This window comes from Chitinophaga hostae (genome assembly GCF_018224885.1).
Lineage (GTDB): Bacteria > Bacteroidota > Bacteroidia > Chitinophagales > Chitinophagaceae > Chitinophaga > Chitinophaga hostae.
The window spans coordinates 215,788-239,479 of record NZ_JAGTXB010000003.1 but is presented as its reverse complement, the minus strand read 5'-3'; the positions used below and the strand labels follow the sequence as shown (position 1 = coordinate 239,479).

The following is a 23,692-nucleotide window of genomic DNA, read 5'->3' as shown; positions in this document are numbered from 1 at the left end:
GAAACTCCAATCAGGTTAGAATCAATAGAATTTAAAACAGCTTTCTTCCAACGCCGCATTTTAACCACCTATATTAAACAAACGATTACACATGATCAGTATGATATAAAGTTACTGTATGATCCAATTGAAAGGGTTTTGAGGGAGAATTAGCTTTTCCCAAATTCATTTAACCAAAAATATTATGTTAATTAAAAATTAATAAAATGCTGATTGTCAGATTATTTATTATTATTTTTGAATTAAAGTTTCGATTTTATAACCCAGACCGGAGCTTTTTATTCAGCAGAGCAATAATTTAATAAGTCTGAGAGCCGATGAGTGTCCCGTTAAGTGTTTTTGATATGATCGTTATTGTAGGTGTGATACAAGGAATGGTCATAGCTTTCGTTTTAGGATTTCAGTCTTCCAACTCGTCTGGAAAGAAGCTATTATCTGCTATATTACTTACATTGGCATTGTTAACTATTAAGATCTTGCTGGATATTTTCGGACTCTATAAATATCCTGTTTTTCAATATCTCCCGGTGGCCATTGATACCCTTCTCCAGCCTCTTGTTTATTTGTACGTATGTTCATTAACAGAAGATAACTTTACTTTTAACCGGAACAAATTATGGCATTTTTTGCCCGTGCTTCTATTCCAGATGCATGCTGCTATAACCTATAGTGTTACTCTTATTGAGCCTAATTTCCACTTAAAATATGTCATTGCTGAGCATTACCTATTTTATAATAGGATTAAAGGGATTGAAAAAATTGTGGCTTTTTTTTCTATTGCTATTTATTGGTATCTCAGTTTCCGAAAAACACTGAACTACAGCCAGAGGTTATCTGTAAGCCGGAGAGCAATTCGCTATTCAAATTTGATCTGGCTGAGAAATCTTCTTATTGGCACTGGTATATTAGGAGCTATACTATTTTTATCTTCAGTTGTGCCTACTATTTTAGGGCTTGTTGATTCTTTTGGTAATGTCAAAGTTTTTTATGGCTATCTTTCGGTGCTTACCTATTTCTTTTCGATCCGGGGTTATCAAATGATATTGCCTTCTGAGGTGAAAGTTGCAAGGCTACCTGAAGATACGCTTACAAAACAAATGGAATCAAATGATTTTGCAGATACCTCCGAACCCATCATCGAAGTGGAAAGGGACTATTCAGATATTCTGTCAGCATTGAACAAGGCTATGGAAGAACAACTTCTTTTTCTGGAACCGGAATTGAGCTTGAAGAAAATGGCTAAAACGATAGGTTATCCGACAGGACAAGTTTCTGCAGCGATCAACGCTGGGTTCGGACTCAACTTTCGGACCTGGGTGAATGGGTATCGGGTAGCAGAAGTCAAAAAAAGGCTTGCTCATTCCGCTTATAAGCATTTGAGTCTTACGGGTATCGCTTTTGAGTGTGGCTTTAATTCCGAAGCCAGCTTTTATCGTATTTTCAGGCAGTGTACAGGATATTCTCCTAAATCGTACCTGCAGGAAATAAAGCGAGAATATTAAAAACCTCTCAAAAGATGTTCTGAGTGGGGCAGGTTGGCTGGATATCGTTTATTTACAAGAAATAATCTGCCCATGAATTCACTACAACTAGAGATTTTACATCTCCGAAGGTTGCCGGATATTTTCCAAAATCCAGCACTAATTAAATCAAACATCACAGAAATTAACCGGCATTGTAATAATTGAACATAACAAGGGAAATTAGCAAAATCAATAATTCGTTAGACCAGATCCGGATAGGGTCAGATTTGCGAATTGTTCGTTAATTTCTTGTTTGTGAGTAACTTAAATCAAAATGGACCGTTAGTACTAATGAACTATCCCTCAGAGTTTGCATAACCCATTAAATAAGATCCATGAGACCCATTTTCAGAAACACTCTTCAGATTATGAAAGCGGAAGAGGAAAGAATTAGCTTAGCTCCCGAGCTGGTGGTAATGGAATCGCGGAAGATGGTTACCTGCCTGCATGAGCATCTTGAAAAGTTGAAAGAGAGTGTTCTTAAAGAAGGTTTTGATAGCTCAGAGGATGAAATTGAGTTTTTCAGGATCATTAAGCCGCTGATTTTTGGTAAACTGCTATATTACAATAAAATCTTTAAGATTGAAGCAGGTCGGCCAGTTGAAGTAGGTAACATATCCAGAAAATATTTTAAAAGCAAACTAGAAAAGCTCGAAAGTTATTATATACGGGATGTTGTGGGTACTGATTTTTATAAATATTATCGGTCGGATAGTTCGGAAAAAGATGAGCAGTATTTTGTTAGAGGACAACTTGATTTGCTGCCTGGCACCAGAAATCGGTTTTTTGATACAGATCATCGTTTTTCAACCTATTATGATTATGAAGCGGCGCGGATCATCGAATGTGAGTTATTGTATGAATACCTTCATTTACGGCTTTCCGGGCAGAATGACCATTATGGTCATTCATTACCTGAGAACCAAGGCGACAAAAAAGTTTTATGGACAGAGTCCAAGAATGCACTTATTGAGCTGATTTATGCGCTTCATGCTTCTCAATCGGTAGGGCATGGAAAGCTCAGTATCCGCCAGATGGTATCCTTATTCCAGATGGTTTTTAATGTTCAGCTGGGGGATGCCCATCATGCTTTTCACCGCATGAAATTCCGCACCAGCAACTCCTTCTTAGACCGGCTGAAGTCAAGCCTCGATTCTTATATGGATAAAGATCTATAATCATTCCTTCAATTTTCTGTCGGTTTTGTGATTTTAATATGAACGCCTGCCCATGCCTGCCCATTGGCATGATCTTCCACTTTGTTTCTAGCCTTTGTTTGTACTCCGTGTTTATGCGGTTTATCAGTACTGCAGTATGCTTTTATTTCTCTTAAAAAAGTCGCATTGCGATGGGTAAGCCTTGGCAATGAATTCTATGAAGTGTTGGGAGCTTTGTAAAAAGAAAACCCATTATCATGAATATAGACAAGATGGAATTTATCTCCTGGATGGAGCGGTTATTCACTCGGCTGGATATCATCTCAGAACAGCTAAAATCTTCTGATAAGCGGCAGCATTTAGTGGATGGTGAAGAACTTTTGGATAATCAGGATGTGCTTCAAATCCTTAAGATTAGCAGCCGCTCCCTACAGAGATACCGCGGATCAGGAAGACTTCCTTATTATCGGATCAGTGGTAAACCTTACTACAAACTCTCAGATGTACACCAGTTTATCAGGGAAGGGTTCTCCCACCCAGTACAAAAAGCATAATTCAGCCAATAGAAGAACAAGTAAGATTGACACTATACATGCCTTTTCCGGACAAATGCAGACAGCATTTGGAGGGGGACTATTTCGCCAGATTACATTTGAATAAAAAAGGAAAATAATGGAAGACGAAAATTTAAAAACAGAGACTGGGGATTTGTCGGGGCAGCTGCACGAGATCCTTTTGGTCTTTGATAAAGAAGAGAAAAAGATATCAGCAGTTACCGGAATTGATAAAGATGGTCAGCTAAAAAAGACAGACGTACAGGAGAAAAGCCAGGGTGAATTTATGCGTGTAGATATGCATGGGGACCTATTCACCAACTTCGTTTCGAATTTTCTTCGACAGCTTAAAGACCCAACGCGGTTTTCATTCTTTAAAGTCCCGTTAAAGTCCGCTTTTGACATGGCTAAGAAGCTGCAGTCGCATGTCAGTTCTCCCACAAAAGAAGGCGAAGAACTTTTTAATAAGTATCAGATAAAAGAAGAAACAAAAGAAAATCAACAAAAAAAAGAAAATGCAATGGAAACAACAGGAGTAACACCACAAACCACTGAAGCAGCGCCAACTGAAACCGCTCCTTCACAGGAAAATCGCTTTAAACCGGAACAGATTGATTGGGAAACCATATCTAACCTGGGCCTGAGCAAGGAAAAATTGGAAGAGAAAAACCTTTTGGAGCCTCTGCTTAAAGGCTACAAAACAAATGTTCTTGTTCCGGTACATGTAAATCTGGGTACGTGTATTTTAAGTGGAGAAGGGAGATTGTCCCTTCAGGAGAAAAACGGAAAAGTCGTGATGGCCATTCATGGCATCCGCAATGAGCCCAATCTGCATTCTCCCTTTTTTGGTCATCAGTTTACCGAAGAGGATAAGGCTAACCTACGCAAGAGCGGGAATATGGGACGTATTGTTGATTTGACAAATCCTAAGACGGGTGAAATTGTTCCCTCAATCATCAGCGTAGATCGATTGACCAACGAACTTGTAGCGTATCGCTCCGACTGGATCAAAATTCCCAATGAAATTAAAGGGGTGAAATTGAACGAAGATCAAAAAAAGAGCTTACAGGAAGGTAAGCCCCTCTTCATTGAAGGGATGACTTCCAGCAATGGAGAAAAATTTGATGCTAAGGTACAGTTTAATGCCGACAAGCGGTATGTAGAATTTCTTTTTGACAGAAGCAATAGTAATAGTAGGTCACAAGGCCAAAGTGGAGAAAGTCAGGAGGCTCCAAAAGTCTTCAGGGGCAAGGAGCTTGACGACAAGCAATTTGAGAAGTTAAAAGAAGGGAAAACGGTCTATCTGACTGGTCTTATTGACCAGAAGGGGGTGAAATACGATGGGTATATCACCTATAATAAAGAAAGCGGTAAAACCTCTTTTGCCTTTAAAAACCCGGACGCATTGAAAGACAAGGTAAAACCGACCGAAGCTCATTCAACACAAGTAGCAGTTAACTCAGAGGGAAAAACCAACGAAGCCACCAAAAGGTTCAAAGAAGCGCTGAAATCTGGCCAGCAGGGACCCCAAAACGCTAAAGAAGTGGAGCAGCAGGAAAAACCTGAAAAGAAATCCAGAGGAATAAGACGATAGCGTAATCAATCAATAAGAAATTTTATGAAAGCCGTAATTGCAGAGAAGCCGAGTGTAGCGAGAGAAATTGCTGCACTTTTAGGAGCTACCGAGAAGAACGAGGGTTATTTTGAAGGAGGTGGCTACCAGGTGACCTGGGCATTGGGACATCTGGTGGCTTTGGGTATGCCGGAAGACTACGGTATTACAGGCTTCAGGCAGGAATCTTTACCGATCCTGCCTGATCCTTTTGTGCTGACCGTAAGAAAGGTAAGGAAGAATAAATCATATGAGCCGGATACAGGTGCTTTGAAGCAGCTCAAGGTTATTGACAGGGTGATTAAAAGTTGTGACAGCATTATTGTGGCAACGGATGCAGGAAGGGAGGGCGAGCTTATATTTCGCCTTATTTATCAGTATCTACAATGTACAAAACCATTTGAGCGGCTATGGATAAGCTCTTTAACAGAGAAAGCGATCAAACAGGGTTTCGAGTCACTTAAACCAGGTAGTGATTTTGATGGTCTGTATCTGGCCGGACAGGCGAGAAGCCGTGCAGATTGGCTGGTAGGAATCAATGCTTCTCAGGCGCTTACCATTGCCGCGGGCAGCGGCATATATTCCCTTGGTAGAGTCCAGACCCCAACACTCGCCCTGATTTGTAAACGATATCAGGAAAATAAAAATTTTTCCGTTCAGAAATACTGGCAGGTTCAGTGTCTGCACCGCAAAGAGTTCATAGATTTTAAAAGCCTGTCTGTGACAAAATGGGATGATGTAAGAAAGGCAGAAGAAGTGCTGAAAGCAGTAACAAGAACAGGGATAGCAACGGTTGGAAAATTAGACCACAAAACGGTCACGGAACAGCCTCCTTTGCTTTTCGACCTTACAGGGCTTCAGAAAGAGGCGAATAAAAGCCTGGGGTTTTCTGCTGAAGAAACCCTGAATATTGCTCAAACGCTGTATGAGAACAAATTCATTACCTATCCCCGCACTGGAAGTCGGTATATTTCTGATGATCTTTGGCCTGAGATACCTCTCCTGGTCAGAGCATTGGAAGAAAAGCCATCCTTGAAGGAAGCTGTTAAAAAGGTCAGTTGGGGACATTTCAATAAGCGTATCGTGAATGATGTAAAGGTTACAGACCATCATGCTCTGTTAGTGACTGGAAAAGTACCTGTGGAGCTTCCGGCAAAGGAAAATGCTATTTATGATATGATTGCATTCCGGCTGCTGGAAGCTGTCGGACAAGCCTGTCAAAAGGAAATAACCGATGCCACCCTTCAAGTACTTCATTATGACTTTATGATAAAAGGTTGTCAAATAGTAGAGGCAGGCTGGCGCAGTATAAAGGGCAGTTTTACCGATGAGGAAAATGGCCCGATGGAACAGCTCCCGGAACTTCATGTAGGTGACGAGCTGAAGGTTGGTCGCGCCGGTGTTTTGGAGAAAAAAACCAAACCCCCGATGCTTTATACTGAGGCCAGTTTATTATCTGCTATGGAAAATGCCGGAAGGGAAATTGAAAATGATGAGGAACGTAAAGCGTTGCAAGGTATTGGCATTGGAACACCTGCTACACGGGCAGCGATCATTGAAGCACTTTTCACTCGTGAATATATCCTGCGGGAAAAGAAATCATTGATTCCTACAGACAAAGGATTACAGGTATATCATTGGATTAAAGACAAAAAAATTGCTGATGTCGCAATGACAGCAGGATGGGAATTGATTTTATCAAAGATAGAAAGCAATGAAGTCGATGCACAGATCTTTGAAAAGGATATGGGAACCTATGCAGGAATAATCACCAGAGAGCTGTTGGCGTTAACTGCTACGATGCAAAAGCAGCCCGATCTGCTATGTCCGAAATGTCAAAAGGAACATCTTCTTTTTCGGGATAAGGTGGTTAAATGCTCTAATGAATCCTGCAATTGGATTCAATTCAGAAATATCTGTGGAATAGTACTCACTATTTCAGATGTTGAAAATCTTGTTGCGAAAGGAAAAACCGGACTGATTAAGGGAATGAAAAGTAAGGCGGGAAAGAAATTTGATGCGTATATCGTGTTAAACAATAAGGGGGAAACTTCATTTGAATTCCCATCAATAAAGGGTAAGTGAAAATGTTCTCAAAGGCAGGAATAGTATCTGGTTCATATCCTTATATTTATCTATTCTAAAGCACGTATAATGAACACATATGAATTATTGATCGCAGATAATGTCTCTGAGGAAAATCAAGAAATTATTCGAAAGTACTGGCAGCTTGAAAATGAAAAGTTTTCATTTCCAGCGGGGGATTTAAAAGACCAATTGGGCCTTAGCCAACGCGAACTCAGTATAATTATTGCTCAGCACTCATCCTGCCGAATTGTAATCGGTGGCTGCAAGGATTGTGGTGAAGAGATTGTTGAAAATGTTACTTCCCAAACCGGATTTAAAGCCGCAATTCGAAAGGAAAGTGATCGCTGTAAGCATTGTGATGCAGTGTACTGGGAAAAGGTTCATAAAGGATGGGAGGAATCTCGGGCTGCCGAACAGAAGTTAAAAGTGGAACAGCTGGCTGATAAGAAAAATCATAACAATTGGAAAAAATTGAACCCGGAAGAATTACACGTATTTAAGCAGATTCTTCACTGGAAGAAACGGAATCTCATCTTTTCGCATGTATTCAGTGGCAATTATAATGAGACTTGGAAGATTGTCAATAAGCTAGAGCGCTTATCTTTAGTACAAGTTACGCGGGAAGGCAAAAGGGTTTTGGAGTTTTTGTTTAGCGATGATTTTGAATTTCTGTTGGGTGGGGAAGAAGGTCAGGATCAATCAATGGATAAGTTTGATAGCGCGGAATTATATAATACCATTAACGCATATACTTTCAATATTCCTTTAAGTAATCATCCAGCTTCCGAAAGATCCCCCAAATATTCTAAGGCGTTTACTTTACCAGTAGACGTCTGTTTTGAAAAAGGAGTAGAATATCTCGTTGGAGCCTGGATTTTGACAGATGGCAGTATTAACATTAATTTCAGGCCAAGAGATACTATTATCCGCTCTGAAGACCGAGCTCTTACAGCACAGGAAAATGAATCCTGGTATGATGATCCTTTCACGCAGCCCCCGAATTCAATGGATGGTATTGATGATGAAGATGATTTTCCCCTCTAATGAATTGTTAGAAAATTTGTGCTATTTAGGTTGACGTTCGTTTTCTCTAACAAGAAATGATTCATTTAGTTTGAATTTGAGAATTGACTTCTGCCTTTTCAGATACCGTCTGATAGTAAAAAAACACGCCTCACTTTTAGCGAGGCGTGTTTTTTATTTTTTATTGGTTTCCTCCATTGATAGTTTTCGGAATTCCTTCATCAGCTTTTCCAGTGATAAAGAAGCTTTTCGGGCTCTCATCCCAGCTGCTTTATTACTTTTTTCAGACTGAAGTTCTGCATCTGTTTTAAAAGCCTCGAACTCTGCACCAATTTTTTCGATTAATTCTTTCATGTGGGTAACAATTGTTAATTAAGGCGCTAATTTAAGTTTTTCACAATGCACTCACAATAGTACACCGTCAAATACCGCCCCAACAGGACAAATTCTTCCACACTTCCAAATTCTGTATGTACCCATATTACTTTGGACTTTAAAGTTCACAATATGAATACAACCGAAAAAGACCTGTCTTATTTCAAGTTAAGACTACAAGAATTATTGTATACCAGTTTCCCTGAATTAGCGGGGAATATGGCATTTATCAATCAGCGTTCAGAGAATGCTGCTTATGTGTATCAGGAAGCATTCCGCTGTGGAAATTCTATAGACAGGTGCAATGAGATTGCTGATCAGATCCTGTTTGAAGACCTTTATTTTTCTAGGTTTGACACCCTCTTCAAGGTGGTCTGTGAAGAGTTTGATCACCTTATGGCTGATCAGGATCTACGGCCTTTTGCCCTGAAAATGTTTCCGGTTTGTGAATCGGTATTTACCGGCTACGAATTAACTGATGATTTTGTGTACACCACAGAGTTTGACCTCCTTTATACCGAGCTGACGGGAACCATTCAAATTTTTATTGAGGACCATGGCCTTCAATAAACGCCAACATCTCCAACTGAATATTGATGCCCTACGAATAGCTTTTTTACTGGAAAAGGAGAAGCGAGAAGCGAGTATTGGGGAAAGACAGCTATTGATGCAATACAGCGGATTTGGCGGTCTTAAATTCGTTCTCAATCCTATAGAGAAAGAGACAGACATCAATTCCTGGCGAAAGAGTGAACAAGACCTTTTCTCTCTTACTCGTGAGCTGCATCAGGTGTTGAAAGAAAATGCTACAGATGAAAAACAATATCGGAGATATGTTGAAAGTTTAAGGGGTTCAATACTTACAGCGTTTTATACTCCATTCATTGTTATTGACGCTGTTGCGGGTACGTTCAATGCAAATGGTATAGTTGCTAAGCACTTTCTTGAGCCCTCAGCGGGTATCGGTTCATTCTTACCTGCTTTCACCGGAAATCAAGGGAGAGGTGCTACTGCCTATGAAAAGGACCTGCTGACCGGAAAAATACTGCAACAGCTTTATCCTGGCAGTAATATCCATGTACGTGGTTTTGAGGAAATTCCCCAAGAACAGCAAAATAGCTATGATATTGTTGCAAGCAATATTCCTTTCGGAGATACTTCTGTTTTCGATCTTTCCTATTCCCGTAGTACTGATCTGGCAAAAGTGCAGGCTGCCAGAAGTATCCACAGCTATTTTTTTCTGAAAGGAGCTGATATGCTCCGTGAGGGTGGCTTGCTTGCCTATATCACCTCACAAGGCATTTTGAATAGTTCTAAGAATGAATTGTTACGAAGGGCTTTAATGAAGGATAACCATTTGATTTCGGTAGTACGTTTACCCAACAACTTGTTCACTGATTATGCCGGAACAGAGGTGGGCAGTGATTTGATTATCCTCCAAAAGGATCCGTCAAAAAAAAGTCTTACCGATAGAGAAGAATTATTTTGTCAAAGCACTCTGACGGAATATAATACGCCCGGTAATGCATTTTTTCAGGATAGCAAGAGGATTGTGCATAGCGAGTGGAAATTAGATACTGATCTTTATGGGCATCCAGCCTTAGTCTACACGCACAATGGTGGAACTGAAGGTATTGCCCAAGATATTAAAAAGATACTTTCTGAAGACTTTGGAAGACACCTAAATATGGATTTGTACAAAGGTCAGCAGAATAGCCAACCTCTTGCACTCATTCCCCAAACAGCGCTACAAGCTTCTAATGAAGCGGTGGCTATTAAGCAGGAGCTACAGCCTTTAGTTAGCTCTAACAATACTGAGGAAAGTCCACGGGAATTTAAACAGTTAAGTATTTTTGACTTGTTTGAAAATCCCACTCAGCAAATGGCTGCAACGGTTCTGGCACCTGCACGGAAGCCTGTTCAAGCTAAGGAGTACTCTGTTAAAAAGAAAAAAACTATTAATAGAAATCAGATAGACCTTTTCAGTACTGTTGTTGAGAAGCCTTATGTCGCCGCTGGTTTTGGTTCTACCCCTGTTGAAAAGAAGGAAAGTACCAAGAAAGAAGTTCTTGGCGATCTGTTTTCCGGTTTACCGGGAAATAAGGAGATTGAAATACCGGTGGTCAATACTTCTGCTCCTGGACCATCGGTGTATACGCAGGAATTGCAGGATTATCACCGAAATGACTGCCTTGTTACCGATAATGGACTGGTTGGATATCTCAAAGATTTAAGAAGTGATAAGTTGCAGGCGATGTTCCATCCTTTGCCTTTATTTCCAGCACAAAAAGAAAGAGCGCTTGCCTATATCATGCTTAGAGATACTTACCATGATCTCTATTACAAAGAGGTAGAATTTCATACTGAGCACAAAGCGGAAAGAGAGCAGCTTAATAAACTGTATGATGCTTTTGTCAAAAAATATGGAAACCTTAACGATGCTGACAATATCAAATTGATTAAGACAGATAGTTCAGGCAGGGAAGTCCCTTATCTGGAACGTGCTATTGGCGGGGTAGTGCATAAAGCAGATATATTCCATCGTCCGGTAAGTTTCTCTACCACAACATTATCTACCGATAATCCTGAAGAGGCATTGGCCGCTTCACTCAATAAGTACGGTGGGGTTAATTTACCTTATATGTCGGAAGTAAGCAGCCAATCTCCCGACGTTTTGAAAGATGCCCTGCATGGGCGAATTTTCTATAATCCGCTGGAAAGAGAGTATGAAATATCCGAGCGTTGGATATCCGGTAATGTCGTGGAGAAAGCCGAGTCTTTAAAAAGTTATCTCGAAATTCACCCCGATGATGCAGAAGCTAAAGAAAGTCTTAGCGTTTTGGAAGAGGCACGTCCAACACGTATCGAATTTGAAGAACTTGACTTTAACCTTGGTGAACGTTGGATACCCACAGGTATTTATGCTCGTTTTGCCTCTCACCTGTTTTATACAAAGGTACATATCCAGTATTCTGAAAGCGGAGATGATTTCTCGGTCACGTGTGACCAGAAGAATGTGCATATACGAGAGAAATACGCAGTTAAAGCAGAAAGCCGGACATTTGACGGGATTGCCCTTCTCAAACATGCCCTGGTCAACACGACACCAGACATTACCAAGAAAATAACGGTTGGTGACCAGGAGGTTAAAGTACGGGATATGGAAGCCATCCAGATGGCGAATACCAAGATTGATGAGATGCGCTCTGCTTTTACTGATTGGCTGTATGAACAGAATGATGAATTTAAAAAAAGGCTGACCGATCAGTATAATGATACCTTTAATTGCTTTGTCCGCCCGAATTATGACGGAACCCATCAGGATTTTCCTGGATTAGACCGTAAGGCGCTTGGTATACAAGATCTGTATTCGAGCCAAAAGGATGCGGTATGGATGATCAAGCTCAATAACGGTGCTATCTGTGATCATGAAGTTGGGGCTGGAAAGACACTAATAATGTGTACCGCCGCACAGGAGATGAAACGTTTGGGGCTGGCCCACAAACCAATGATTATCGGATTAAAAAGTAATGTACACGAAATAGCCGAAGCCTACCGGACTGCGTATCCCCATGCTAAAATTCTATATCCAGGCAAAGAAGATTTTACCCCCAAGAACCGCCTCCGGATTTTCGGTGACATTAAAAATAATGATTGGGATTGCGTGATCCTCACTCATGATCAGTTTGGGATGATCCCTCAATCGTCGGAAATGCAAAAGGAGATTCTTCAAATTGAGCTAGAAAGTGTGGAGCGAAATCTGGAGGCATTTCAATCGCAGGGGAAAGACGTTACCCGGGCAATGCTTGTGGGATGTATCAAACAGAAAGAAAATCTTGAAGTTAAGCTTAAAACATTACAACACGATATTGACAACCGCAAAGATGATGTCGCAGATTTTAAGACGATGGGTATCGATCACTTATTTGTGGACGAAAGCCATCAGTTCAAAAATCTGATGTTTAATACACGGCATTCCAGGGTTGCGGGGTTAGGCAATATGGCAGGAAGCCAAAGGGCCATGAATCTGCTCTTTGCGATCCGTACTATTCAGGAGCGGACTGATGCCGATATGGGAGCTACTTTCCTTTCAGGTACTACTATCAGCAATTCATTAACAGAATTATATCTGCTGTTCAAATATTTACGCCCAAGGGCGTTAGAAAAGCAGGGAATCTGTTCATTTGATGCGTGGGCAGCCATTTTTGCCCGAAAAACAACAGACTATGAATTTTCCGTTGCGAACACTATTGTGGCAAAAGAACGTTTCCGTTTTTTCATTAAGGTACCTGAATTGGCCCAGTTCTATTCTGAGATTACCGACTATCGAACGGCAAGGGACATAGGGATTGACCGGCCGGAAAAAAACGAGATATTTTGCCATATTCCTCCCACTCCTCAGCAGGAAGTCTTCATTAAGAGCCTCATGGAATTTGCCAAGACGGGGGTTGGAGAATTATTGGGTAGAGGGCCGCTAACTGAAAGTGAGCAGAAAGCCAAGATGCTCATTGCAACTGATTATGCGCGAAAGATGTCGCTCGATATGCGGCTTATAAGCGCTCAATACGTTGATCATCCCGATAACAAAGCTTCCCGTTGTGCAGAGCAGATTTTCAAGTATTATCAGAAATTCCACGCTCAGAAAGGAACACAGTTTGTTTTTTCGGATCTGGGTACCTATAAGCCTAGGGAGTGGAATATTTATTCAGAAATCAAACGAAAGCTCGTAGAAGACTATGGGATTCCGGCGCACGAAATCCGGTTTATCCAGGAAGCGAAAAACGAAAAGCAGCGTAGGGATTTGATCTCAGGTATGAATGAAGGAGAAATTCGGGTATTATTTGGTTCTACCAGTATGCTGGGAACAGCAGTGAATGCACAGAAAAGGGCAGTTGCTGTTCACCATCTGGATACGCCATGGCGTCCCAGTGATCTTGCCCAAAGGGATGGTAGGGCAGTCAGAAAAGGCAATGAAATTGCCAAGTTTTTTGCGGATAATAAAGTAGATGTTCTCATTTATGCGGTAAAAAAATCTCTGGACAGCTTTAAGTTTAACCAATTGTATAATAAGCAGTTTTTTATTGGACAGTTAAAATCCAATAGCTTGGGTAAACGTACCATCGACGAGGGAAGTATGGATGAGCAAACAGGAATGAATTATTCTGAATATGTGGCCATCCTGTCTGGAAATACCGATTTGTTAGATAAAGCCAAGCTGGAAAAGCAGATTGGAGGACTGGAAAGTGAGAAACAGGCATTTATCCGGTCGAAATTCAGCGCGAGGTATAAATTGGAAGATCTTTCTGCTGAGTTTACCTCAGCAGAATCCAGGAAGGAGAGAATGAGTCTTGACTGGAAAAATTTTCAAGAGCGTGCTGAGAAAAGACAGGATGGAACCATTATTAATCCCGTTAAACTTGTTGGGTTACCGGCTGATTTAGATATGAAACATGTTGGCGCAGAACTTAACAAGATTGCAGAAAAAGCCCGTACTGGTGGCCAGTATGAAGAGATTGGGGGCTTGTATGGGTTTATGCTGCTTGTTAAAACAGAGGTTACTCAGAAAGAAGGATTGGATATTAAAGTGAACCGGTTTATGGTCCAGGGTGAAGGAGGAATTAAGTACACCTATAACAATGGGCTGATGCCTTCGGACCCAAAGTTAGCCACGATGAACTTTCTTAATGCCCTGGAAAAACTTCCGGGCTATATTGATGAGGAACAGAAGAAAATGGAAAAATTGCAGAAAGACCTTCCGGTATTACAGGAACTGGTAGATGGGGTGTGGAATAAGGAACACCAGTTAAGCAAACTGAAAACGGATCTGGCAGCCATTGACCGGAAAATTATGTTATCTATTGAACCAGAGCCTCAGAATCAACAGCCTTCAGAAAATGAATATGTTGAAATAATGGGCCTCACTAGCAAAAGTGGAGCTGTAAAGCTTTAGAATCAGCTGATCTGTTGAAAAGCATCCTCTAACTATAATCATAAAACAGGTGAAAATTTAGCTGGTTATGGGTAATACCTCATAGATCCATTGAAGCAGAACGTGTACAAACAGATCAAGGTATGCCCTCTCGGTTGGTGAGGTCCGCAGGTAGAAGGGACATGTTTTTCTATACTCATTGATATGCTTCAACCGTTGGCATACATCTGTTGCATTATACATCTTAAAAATATCTACGCGAATTTTCCAGGTAGGATCGTAATGCAAATGCAGCAGGTCAATAGCAACACGTGCTATTTGCAGGAACTCGCTGCGATACCGCAGATTTTGGTGCAGCATAAATTCGCGGGTACCAGTATAATAGCAAAGAAATAGTCTGTAATTCTCTATTGCCTGCTCATGGGTAAAACAATCCGATAATGATATCTTCTCCGGGTTGCCGCTTCCGGTTATATAACCATCCATATAATGAGATTTTGTCTGGGATTGAAGGAATCTTGAGGGAAACGAAACTCCCCTTATTGGTCAGGGGTATAACTACATTGTAACTAGATAAGAATATAAATTCTTTGGCTTAAAAATATAAGTACTCGTAACTGGCTTATTGTAAGCCCTACACGAGTATCAAATATAGGATTTTTAAATAAAAAGAAGAAAAAATGAACTAAAAATATTAATTATAGAACTAAAAAATGTACCGTATCATATAATAAATTGCTATGGGCAATTATTAGAGCATATTAGTGACAGATATTATTTCACTAATCAGCAATGACAACACATAAAACCCAAGATAAAGAGGTATATGCTACTGTAAAGGTGTTAATTGACGCGGGTCATGCTACAACATTCAGCTCTATTTTTCCGACTGTTAAGAAAACGAATTTTGCAAAGGATATGGGGATGAATTATCAAACTCTATTGTACCGGATCAAACGTCTGGGTTCTTTTACGGTGGAGGAAATCAACGCGGCTGCTTACCTGATCGGGGTAGATAAGCGAATTATTTTTGGTATGATTGCAAAAGAGATAGAAAGTAAACGCCAAAAAAACAGCATGAAGTAAATTATTCCCGGGCATAGGCAAACTCGTAACGAGTTGTTTCATTTTGTGACCAGTCCACATTTCCGCGGATAATATATTTGAGTCCATTTATATAATGGGTGAGCGAAGGGGATTTTCCTACCAACGCATCGGCCTTGATTTGAAAACGTTTCATGGCCTGGTCATGAACGCCAACTGTTTTTATAATCGCCTCATCCAAAGAGAGGCCGTACACCTGTTGAATAAGCAGTACAAGGTTATAAGTATCACCCTGTTCTATTTCTTTTGCAAGGCTGTAGAGATCATTTGCCCAGCAAACAATATTCTCTGCCAGCTGGGTGAGTTCCACCACCTGCTGCGTCAGGGAACCCCAATTGCTGGGGATATTCAGGACGGCAGGTATGGAAGCTGTAGCGATATTGGCTGCTCCTAAATAACGGCGGTGCATCTTATATTCTTCTAAGGTCGGCTTGTAGTCATTTTTGATATTCTCCATCTGCCAGAGAGCGGACTGGAAGGTTTGACAAAGTGCTGTGGCGAATTGCCATTGCCAGAGATCCGATGTTAAAGCAGTAGCTCTACTCCAGAAATCGGCCAAAGCGTTTAGAAAAGGATGGTTATATTTCTGGGGCAAAGGATTAAACAAAACGGACATGAAAGACGAGATAAAAAGCCGTAACTGAGGTTTATCTGCTCCGGAATCCTTTGAAACCGGGTCTATTTGATCGTCAAGCAAAAAAAGAAGACTGTTAATATCAGTGAGTGCAAAAAGCAGGGGTTTCTGTGCTGTGGGAAACATTCTTGCGACCATGTAAGCAAAACCCTGAGTCCTGTATTTTTTATAAGCAGTGTTGTCGGGCAGTAACTTAAATTGGCGCAGCCATGCATCTGTATGATTTTCTGCCAAATCGACAAGCGGGTTAATCGTTCCATTGTAAGGACAATAGATACGGGGAAGTGTGACAAGCATTTTTTTATCGTTGTGAGTAAAGTATGGCCAGCGTGGACTGGTACCGATAAAAATACGGATAGCGGCTGCAAACAAGTTGCAGCCGCTTTATTATTGATTTTGTGTTTTATCAATGTTCTAAATGTTCTCCATGCTGTTATTTTATTACTTTTCTGTAGGGGTAATTTGAAAACAGTTCGCTGCCATGGCCCTTAATTCCTTCAAAATGATGGGCTTTAACAGATAGTCACAGGCACCCGCTGTTATGGCATCCTCCCGCCGTATGTTATTATCAGCAGTTACCATGATGACGGGAATCAGGTCAAAATGGCTTTTTTGCAGTGCTCGGAGGAACTCAATGCCTGTAGTATCCGGCAGCGTATTATCCAAAATGATCAGGTCCACTCGATGTTTATCCAATTGGTTAAAACTTTCCTTTCCTGTTTCTGCAAGATGTACGACAGCACCATTACTTTCCAGATATTTTTTCACGTAAGTGGCCTGCATCAGATCATCGTCAATAAGAAGTATTTGTTTCCCTTTCAGATTAGATTGTGCGATGGAACCATTGTCTGAAGGGCTTTCCACATGTGGAGCTGTTGCTATTAATGGAAATCGCGTTACGAAAGTACAACCCTGACCAGGATGGCTGAAGACCTCAATTTTTCCTTTTAAAAGACCAATGGTTTCATTAACGAAATAAAGCCCCAGGCCCGTTCCTTCTGCACTGTTGGTACTGGTTGAATGAAATATTTTAAAGGCTTCATCCAATTCTTTCTTAGCTATACCTTTGCCTTGATCAGAAACACTAATGCTCCAAAACATTTCATTACTATCTACCGTAATGGTTACCGTGCTATTTTTGCTGGTAAATTTGATAGCATTGTATAATAGATTATTGACGATTCGTGTCAACTTTTCATGATCGCCTTTAAGGTAGCTGGGAACACTTGGTCTAACTGTTGTTTTGATGGTCACCTGTTTATGTGAGGCTATGTATTGGAAGATCGCCGTAATATCATTGATCCAGCTGCGTACATTGATCGTGGTCAATGTGACCGGATAGGTACCCGCTTCCAGTTTAGAAAGATCTAAAGCACTGTTGATGATGGTAAGCGTTTGATAACAGCCTGCATTGAGTGTTTGTATATCTTCTTCGAACTGTTTGAAATGCTCCAGTGTAGGTAATTTTGCAAGCAATTGTTGGGCGATCGAAAAAATAGCATTAAATGGACCTCTGATTTCGTGGGTGATCTGTTGTACATATTTGGCTTTGGAGGCTACTGATTGTTGTAGTTGTTCAGTCAGCTGTTCCAATTTGTGATTGGCGTGGGAGAGGGATTCATTCGCTTTGCGTTTGTCTTCTTCATTAAACCAGACCACGACCATTACTAAAAACAGAATAACGGCCAGGCTTACCCACCGGGAAATACGCTCCTCATGCAGGCTAAGGGATATCGGCTCAAAAATGGGATATTGATAATTGTATTCCAGAATAAACAAGGTCATGCAGGTGATAATTGAACACGTGATCTTTACGTGTTTATCGGTGAACAAAAGCAATGGTATGATCCCTAAAAAAACGATCATTAATTTTACATCCACATGTTTTCCGAACAGAAGACCGAAATATAGGACGGTTGCATTTTGGAAAATGTGAATGGCAATACGTGCAACACCATATTTCTTAAAATGGTTCATAACAATAATACTGGAAAACATGCCTACTTCAGCATACGCCGCAATACCGATGGCAGCCTTCCCGGTGAGCATGAAAAGAAATGTTCCTGCTGTAAGCGCAAGTAAAGAGGTAATAATCGAAATGGTATTAACAATTAAAATAATTTTTTTTTGCGTTTCGCTTACACCAGATGTACCAATATGCCGAATGGATTTGAGGGAATAGCTCATTGAAAAAGGGTTTAGTCAAAATAAAACTTTTGTAAAGATTAAAGTGTAAATCCTTTGTAAACGATTTGGGTATTAACAATTGCTGTGTTTTGGGGATTTCAGAGTAGTTAACTTACATTGACGTTTACTCTTATATTTTCACCATATAGAAGCAGGTGAGAAATGCAGCTTGCAAGTTCCTGCTTGGAGCTAATATATTTAATATCTGCAACAATACATTGATTCAATTGCCTGCCATCAGGGACAAAAAGGAGTGTTATTTTATATAAATAGCTTTGCTCGTTGGCGGTAGTGTGCATGAGGGTGAATGCCATGGGGCAATGAGCCGAAAGGTAGCGGAAATGTACAATACCAGAAGTCTCGGAATGGGTATCAACCTGTATGATATAAAAAGATATTGGAGTCATCGCTTTAATTTTGGGTTTAGTATTCGGGTTATTCGTTTTCAAAGAAATGGGTTATGCGGCCATTAAGAACAGGCGGATTTGGTCTTGGAGCGCTGAAAGAACGTTTGTTTCTGCATGTTCCCACGCCAGATTACTTCGTACTAAGAGAATAGAAAGTAAAATAGAAAAAATAGTACTCAGTCCCAAAAGAATAATCAGGGTAAGCACCAGGTAGCGGTAATAACGTACTTCGTTTGATAAGAGATTATTCATCTAATGAGGTTTTACGGGTAAGAGATATCCGGGGGTAAAGATTGTGTTGGCGTAAATAAAAATGACGCGGACACTCACTTGCCTAACGCTTCGTCTGGTTGCCTTGGACGGGAGACAGACTAACATTAACAAGCGAGTGCCCGCGCCAATTAGCTGCGAGCATCGCTTTTCCGATTACTTGCTCTCCCGTCCAAGGTAACGCAAGTATGGAATTTTTCGCACACGTCAAGTTTAAATATGATCTATTCCTTGAAAACGGAGATCAATAGCAATTGAATATCAATTTACTATAACCTCAGCTTTCGATATTGTTCTAAAAAACCGTTTTATAAGTCTAAAATATATAAAAAACGCAAATTTACCAAAGGTGAGAAATCAAATGCCAGAAATTGACAGGATTTTGCAAAAATGAATGGTTTAGACGATAAAATTGTATTATATGAGATAGGTGCCAATATCAGGAAGAAGAGAATCGAGCTGGGTTGGACACAGACTGATTTAGGCATTGCTGCCGGTGGCATGGGTGTTGGCAGGATCAGCGAAATTGAGAATGGCTTACGTGATATGCATACCGTAACATTGGTAGCACTCATCTGGGCACTGGGAGCGGAGCCTGGTGAGATCATTCCCTATGCCAAAAAGGATACATAAAAGATCAGTGAGACTCTTCGTTCCATATAAAAACTACTATTTAATAATTGTTGTGCAATACTAGTTTGCTGAGATGAATTAAGCTGTTATGCAGACGTTAATCCAAAATATTATAGTAATACTGGTAAATTTGCAGGAGTTCATTAGGGCCTATTATTGTTTGGAGCATCAATATTATATAAAAAACAGTTGCTTATTGTGGCTTCTTTTTAGGATCTGATGGCGGCACCAAATGCTGCAGATCAGGATCATTTTTAATCCTATCCAACTCGCTTTCGATAATTTTTACAACATCAAGCTTTACTTTCCTGTAATTGGCATCAATTTCCTGTTTCATGGTATCTTCTCCTTTATCGTTACAAAATGAACGTATTTGCTGTATTTTGTTGTAGGCTTTGGTTTCAGCAGCAACTTTTTTGTTGTCTACAACAATTTCACCATGAAAAATCTTTTGATCAATGCGCTCATCATAATTATCGGCAACGGCTCCCACAAACATTCCCTGCGTTAGGGTAGAAATTTTGGAGGCCGGTATCAGGCTGTCGAGTTGTGTCGATATTGAGGTTGATGTATCGTTCCTGTTTATTGAAATACTTTGTCGTTTTTGTAAAACCTTTCCGAATCTCTCAGAGAGATTTTTCGCCGTTTCACCTACCACCTGTCCTGAAAAAATATTACCTACGGTATTTTGAATGACCTTAGCTTCTTTATCACCATAGTCCCTGATTAATTGCGAAAAATCCTGAAAGCCAAGGCAAACGGAAACCTTATTGCTACGAGCGGTGGCTATAAGAGTATCCAATCCTCTGAAATAAATAGTAGGCAATTCGTCAATAATGACTGAACTTTTCAATTGCCCTTTTTTATTAATCAGCTTTACGATACGGGAATTATATAATCCCAGTGCTGCAGAATAAATATTTTGCCGGTCCGGGTTGTTACCCACACAAAGGATCTTGGGTTCTTCAGGATTGTTAATATCGAGAGAGAAATCATCACCGGTCATCACCCAATAGAGTTGGGGAGAGATCATTCTTGACAGAGGAATTTTTGCTGAAGCGATCTGCCCCTGAAGCTGATCCTGGGCACCGCTCTGCCATGCATCCATAAATGGAGAAAGATAATTTTCCAGTTCAGGATAAGAGGTTAGTATTGTAAAAACATCTGCATATTTTTTATTGAGTAATTCAATGGCGTGTGGAAAGGTACAGTATCGTCCGTTATCATAAATTTTCAGATACCATATAATGGCTGCAAGCAATATTATTGGTGAATCCACGAAAAAATCACCTTGCTTTAAAATCCACGATTTATTAAGATTCAGCATGATGGTATAGGCAGATTCATAGGCATCAGAAATATCGGTCATGAATTGTGGATTGATAGGATTACAGCGGTGACTTCGACGGGGATCATCAAAATTGATGACGTAGAATTTAGGTTTTACCTTGTATTTATCAGTATGTTTTAGGAGATGATTGTAGGCAATGGTAGAAAGGTCATCAAACTTAAAGTCGTAGATGTACATGCTGAAGCCTTTCTCAATGTGTTGCTTTATGTAATTATTGACCACTGCATAGGATTTCCCTGATCCCGGAGTCCCCAGCACGATTGTGGCCCTAAAAACATTTACAACCGATATCCAGCCGTCGTTCCATTTACCCTTATAATAAAATTTCGTTGGAAGATTGACAGAGTATTCATTTTCTAAACATCTGGTTTCTTGCTGAAAGCTCTCGTTTTCATTATTGAATACATCATCCATCAGGTTGTTTTTTAACAACCTGCTCATCCATAGCCCTGCAACCATAAGAGCTATATATCCTAATGATGTCGTTAGCATGTATAGCGAAGCTGCCATTGCTGTGGAAAGCTTCAATAATGGTGTGCTTAGAAAAAAAAGGACAAATCCTACAGATAATACGGTGTTGATTCTTGCCCATGTAATCTTTTCATTTTTCACTCCTTTAGTGCCTAAACAGCTTAATGCAAGAAGCACCAGAGCAAATGCTTTGGTGTAAAAAGGGCTTGAAAATAGTCCGGCGGTTTTGTTGAAATTGGTAAGTATTTTTCCTATAACTTCCAGTGTCCACTCTCGTTGTACAAAAAACTCGTAGCAAAACCAGTAAAAGTGCATCAGTACTAAAAGAATACTTACAGCGCGCATAAAAGCCATAATCTTGGCTAATCCTCTTAAATCTTCTCCTTGCATAATGGTATATAATTATGTTGGAGACCAATGTAGAGGCTGTGTGTATTGGCTATGGCAGACGTGGAGTGGATGGCTTATAATGGCGGCCTTTGGCGTATAGGAGTGAGAATTAACGGGGGGCAGTTATTGAAGATAATTGGCGTCTTTGGAATTAGGATATAATCGAAATGTTGGCAGGCGATTGGTAATGCTGTCAAGTGTAGGCTGCTTATGCAACTGAGCATATTATAATCCATTCAGTTGTCTTAAGAAATGGGCTTATCGTGATGACTTGCCTGAGATGAGTATAATCATGGTGGGATATTCTTTTTCCCCTATAATTTTAAAGCCTTTTTGTATCGGTATACCGTTGCCTGGCTGGCCATACCTTTGTCAACAATGGTTTGTATGGACCATCCAGCATATAACGCTTCTATGACTTCTAGCAGCGGTTTTTTTCCTGGTTTTGTGTACTTTGGAATGTTTTCTTTATTATCCGTTTTGGTTTTTAACTGTTTAGAGTAAATTATATCACCTATAGTCTTTTGAGAACATCTGAAATCCTGTGCTATTTGGCTAATGGTGACGCCCTGGATGTAAGCATCTTTAACGTACTGCTGACCTGTCGAAGTGTATAAGATATCGGTTCGCATCCGTAAATTTATTAATCTCTGTTCGGAATACCCGGTTATACAGGCTATTTCTTTTAGGGTTTTTCCTTCCTTCAGCAGTGTTCTGAACTGACTCCTCACTTTGTTCCAAATATCTCTATTTTGTTCCAGCACTCTTTGGCGTATTGTTTTGATATCAGTATTAGATAACTTTAGGGCAATCTTTATTTTATGAATTGACAACTTGAATTCTGAAGAAATATCCTGAAGTTTTTTTCCTGCTTCAATTTCCTTGATGAGTGCAGCAGCAAGTTGTTCGCAGTGGGGAGTACTGTTTCTCAGGCTTCTCTGAGCTTCCCCTTTTAAAAATTCATCACAGTTATTATCAGGGGGATGGTTTGAGTCTATTGTAGGACATCGTTCTCCAATTTTCGTATTGATGTGAAGGCAGAGATCATTATATTCCCGAATAAGGTCACTTTCGGTAGTAAAAGGCAATCTTTTGATCGCTATTTGTGTACAAGTCTTTAAGGAAATAGCCCATACTTGGAAGTGCATCGCAATATTGGCGATATCGTATCCTTCCTTAATTAATTTTCTGCTGATAAGGATATCTCGGCACTTGGTAAGCGTCTTGATTTTTTGAATTTCCATGGAGTCGATGCCGACGCTGCTAAGCATTTCAAAAATTTTACGCACGGATTTGTCATGTTCTTTTGCAATTTCGGAAACCTTTTTGCCTGTAAACATCTCCCTGATAATGTCCTTAGCCTCCAGTATGTCCAATAATTTTAATTCATTATTTTGGGGCTCTTTCCTTGGACTGTAATTAATTGAAGTGTGTTTGAAGCTGGATCGGGACTGTTGTGATTGATAAAGATTGACCAGTTGATCCGCTGTATAGACTGTACCGATAACCAATTTTATATCGAGAGAAAGTTTTTCTGCAATTTTTGAAAGAAGAACTCCGGCATCATATAAGTCAAGAATAATCCTGCGGTCATTTTCTGACGGTGATTTCTCGCAAATGAGCAGCCTATTGCCTGATAGTATAAAAATAACTTTGATGTGGCTCATTTTTAGAGTACTGGCAATGAACTCGGTTGCAGAACCTTGTTTAAAAAGGTCAATAACAATCTTTTCCTTCGGGTGTCGTTGATGAATTAATTGAACCACTAATTAAAAATATTTACAAATGAATAATACATCAATTCCAATTCGGAAAAAGGCAATAGAGCCGTTTCTCCAAACTGCAGAAATCACTACTATCATGTGAAAATATATGTTCCCGGTACACGGCCCGGAACTGGAAAATCAAAAGAAACGGCTTGAGAAGAATCAAGAGCCGGTTTTCTATTCATTGTTTGTTAACCCCAAAAAAATTGAATTGTGAC

The 23,692-nt window shown here is 40.2% G+C and carries 17 protein-coding genes; 10 read left to right on the top strand and 7 right to left on the bottom strand.

Annotated features, from left to right (window positions below; genetic code table 11):
* Positions 1-344 precede the first annotated feature (344 nt).
* The 6 genes from KE626_RS08130 to KE626_RS08105 all read left to right on the top strand — a co-directional run bounded on the left by KE626_RS08130 (position 345) and on the right by KE626_RS08105 (position 7,978).
* Positions 345-1,502 carry a helix-turn-helix domain-containing protein gene (locus KE626_RS08130; protein ID WP_211972377.1) on the top strand — a complete coding sequence of 386 codons (1,158 nt, stop codon included), beginning with the start codon at positions 345-347 and terminating at the stop codon, positions 1,500-1,502.
* A 389-nt stretch (positions 1,503-1,891) separates the two neighbouring features.
* Positions 1,892-2,701 (top strand): RteC domain-containing protein, encoded by an 810-nt coding sequence (locus KE626_RS08125; RefSeq protein WP_211972376.1) that lies wholly within the window; start codon positions 1,892-1,894, stop codon positions 2,699-2,701.
* A gap of 236 nt (positions 2,702-2,937) precedes the next feature.
* The gene (locus tag KE626_RS08120) at positions 2,938-3,234 is read left to right on the top strand and encodes a helix-turn-helix domain-containing protein (protein WP_211972375.1); all 297 of its coding nucleotides are present in this window, start codon (positions 2,938-2,940) and stop codon (positions 3,232-3,234) included.
* Between the two features lie 118 nt (positions 3,235-3,352).
* Entirely contained in the window at positions 3,353-4,828 is a 1,476-nt protein-coding gene (locus KE626_RS08115; RefSeq protein ID WP_211972374.1) for a DUF3945 domain-containing protein, read from the top strand.
* Positions 4,829-4,852: 24 nt separating this feature from the next.
* The gene (locus tag KE626_RS08110; protein WP_211972373.1) at positions 4,853-6,931 is read left to right on the top strand and encodes a type IA DNA topoisomerase; all 2,079 of its coding nucleotides are present in this window, start codon (positions 4,853-4,855) and stop codon (positions 6,929-6,931) included.
* Between the two features lie 69 nt (positions 6,932-7,000).
* Positions 7,001-7,978: a hypothetical protein gene (locus KE626_RS08105; protein ID WP_211972372.1), complete on the top strand. Its 978-nt coding sequence runs from the start codon at positions 7,001-7,003 to the stop codon at positions 7,976-7,978.
* Positions 7,979-8,131: 153 nt separating this feature from the next.
* Here KE626_RS08105 and KE626_RS08100 read toward each other — a convergent pair whose 3' ends face one another.
* Positions 8,132-8,311 (bottom strand): histone H1, encoded by a 180-nt coding sequence (locus tag KE626_RS08100; protein ID WP_211972371.1) that lies wholly within the window; start codon positions 8,309-8,311, stop codon positions 8,132-8,134.
* Positions 8,312-8,464: 153 nt separating this feature from the next.
* Between KE626_RS08100 and KE626_RS08095 the strand changes: the two genes are divergently transcribed.
* Together KE626_RS08095 and KE626_RS08090 are read left to right on the top strand one after the other, a co-directional pair.
* A complete protein-coding gene (locus KE626_RS08095; RefSeq protein ID WP_211972370.1) occupies positions 8,465-8,902 on the top strand; it encodes a DUF1896 domain-containing protein in 438 nt (145 codons plus the stop codon).
* Complete coding sequence (locus tag KE626_RS08090) at positions 8,889-14,282, top strand: N-6 DNA methylase (protein WP_249207350.1); 5,394 nt, start codon at positions 8,889-8,891, stop codon at positions 14,280-14,282. The genes KE626_RS08095 and KE626_RS08090 overlap by 14 nt, the downstream gene beginning before the upstream one ends.
* Before the next feature lie 57 nt (positions 14,283-14,339).
* Here the strand turns inward: KE626_RS08090 and KE626_RS08085 are convergent, their stop codons facing one another.
* A complete protein-coding gene (locus tag KE626_RS08085) occupies positions 14,340-14,747 on the bottom strand; it encodes a hypothetical protein (RefSeq protein ID WP_211972369.1) in 408 nt (135 codons plus the stop codon).
* 306 nt (positions 14,748-15,053) lie between these two features.
* On the opposite strand from KE626_RS08085, the gene KE626_RS08080 reads away from it, so the two are divergent.
* On the top strand, positions 15,054-15,347 hold the full coding sequence (locus KE626_RS08080) for a hypothetical protein (protein ID WP_211972368.1): 294 nt from the start codon (positions 15,054-15,056) through the stop codon (positions 15,345-15,347).
* Position 15,348: 1 nt separating this feature from the next.
* On the opposite strand, the gene KE626_RS08075 is transcribed toward KE626_RS08080, so the two are convergent.
* The 3 genes from KE626_RS08075 to KE626_RS08065 all read right to left on the bottom strand — a co-directional run bounded on the left by KE626_RS08075 (position 15,349) and on the right by KE626_RS08065 (position 18,635).
* Positions 15,349-16,371, bottom strand: a complete 1,023-nt coding sequence (locus KE626_RS08075) for a terpene synthase family protein (protein ID WP_211972367.1) — start codon at positions 16,369-16,371, stop codon at positions 15,349-15,351.
* A 69-nt stretch (positions 16,372-16,440) separates the two neighbouring features.
* Positions 16,441-18,186, bottom strand: a complete 1,746-nt coding sequence (locus KE626_RS08070; protein WP_211972366.1) for an ATP-binding response regulator — start codon at positions 18,184-18,186, stop codon at positions 16,441-16,443.
* A gap of 107 nt (positions 18,187-18,293) precedes the next feature.
* A complete protein-coding gene (locus KE626_RS08065; RefSeq protein ID WP_211972365.1) occupies positions 18,294-18,635 on the bottom strand; it encodes a hypothetical protein in 342 nt (113 codons plus the stop codon).
* Between the two features lie 618 nt (positions 18,636-19,253).
* On the opposite strand from KE626_RS08065, the gene KE626_RS08060 reads away from it, so the two are divergent.
* A complete protein-coding gene (locus KE626_RS08060) occupies positions 19,254-19,496 on the top strand; it encodes a helix-turn-helix domain-containing protein (protein WP_211972364.1) in 243 nt (80 codons plus the stop codon).
* Between the two features lie 193 nt (positions 19,497-19,689).
* On the opposite strand, the gene mobC is transcribed toward KE626_RS08060, so the two are convergent.
* Together mobC and KE626_RS08050 are read right to left on the bottom strand one after the other, a co-directional pair.
* On the bottom strand, positions 19,690-21,708 hold the full coding sequence (mobC, locus tag KE626_RS08055) for a conjugal transfer protein MobC (protein ID WP_211972363.1): 2,019 nt from the start codon (positions 21,706-21,708) through the stop codon (positions 19,690-19,692).
* Between the two features lie 314 nt (positions 21,709-22,022).
* Positions 22,023-23,474: a hypothetical protein gene (locus KE626_RS08050; protein WP_211972362.1), complete on the bottom strand. Its 1,452-nt coding sequence runs from the start codon at positions 23,472-23,474 to the stop codon at positions 22,023-22,025.
* Positions 23,475-23,692 lie beyond the last annotated feature (218 nt).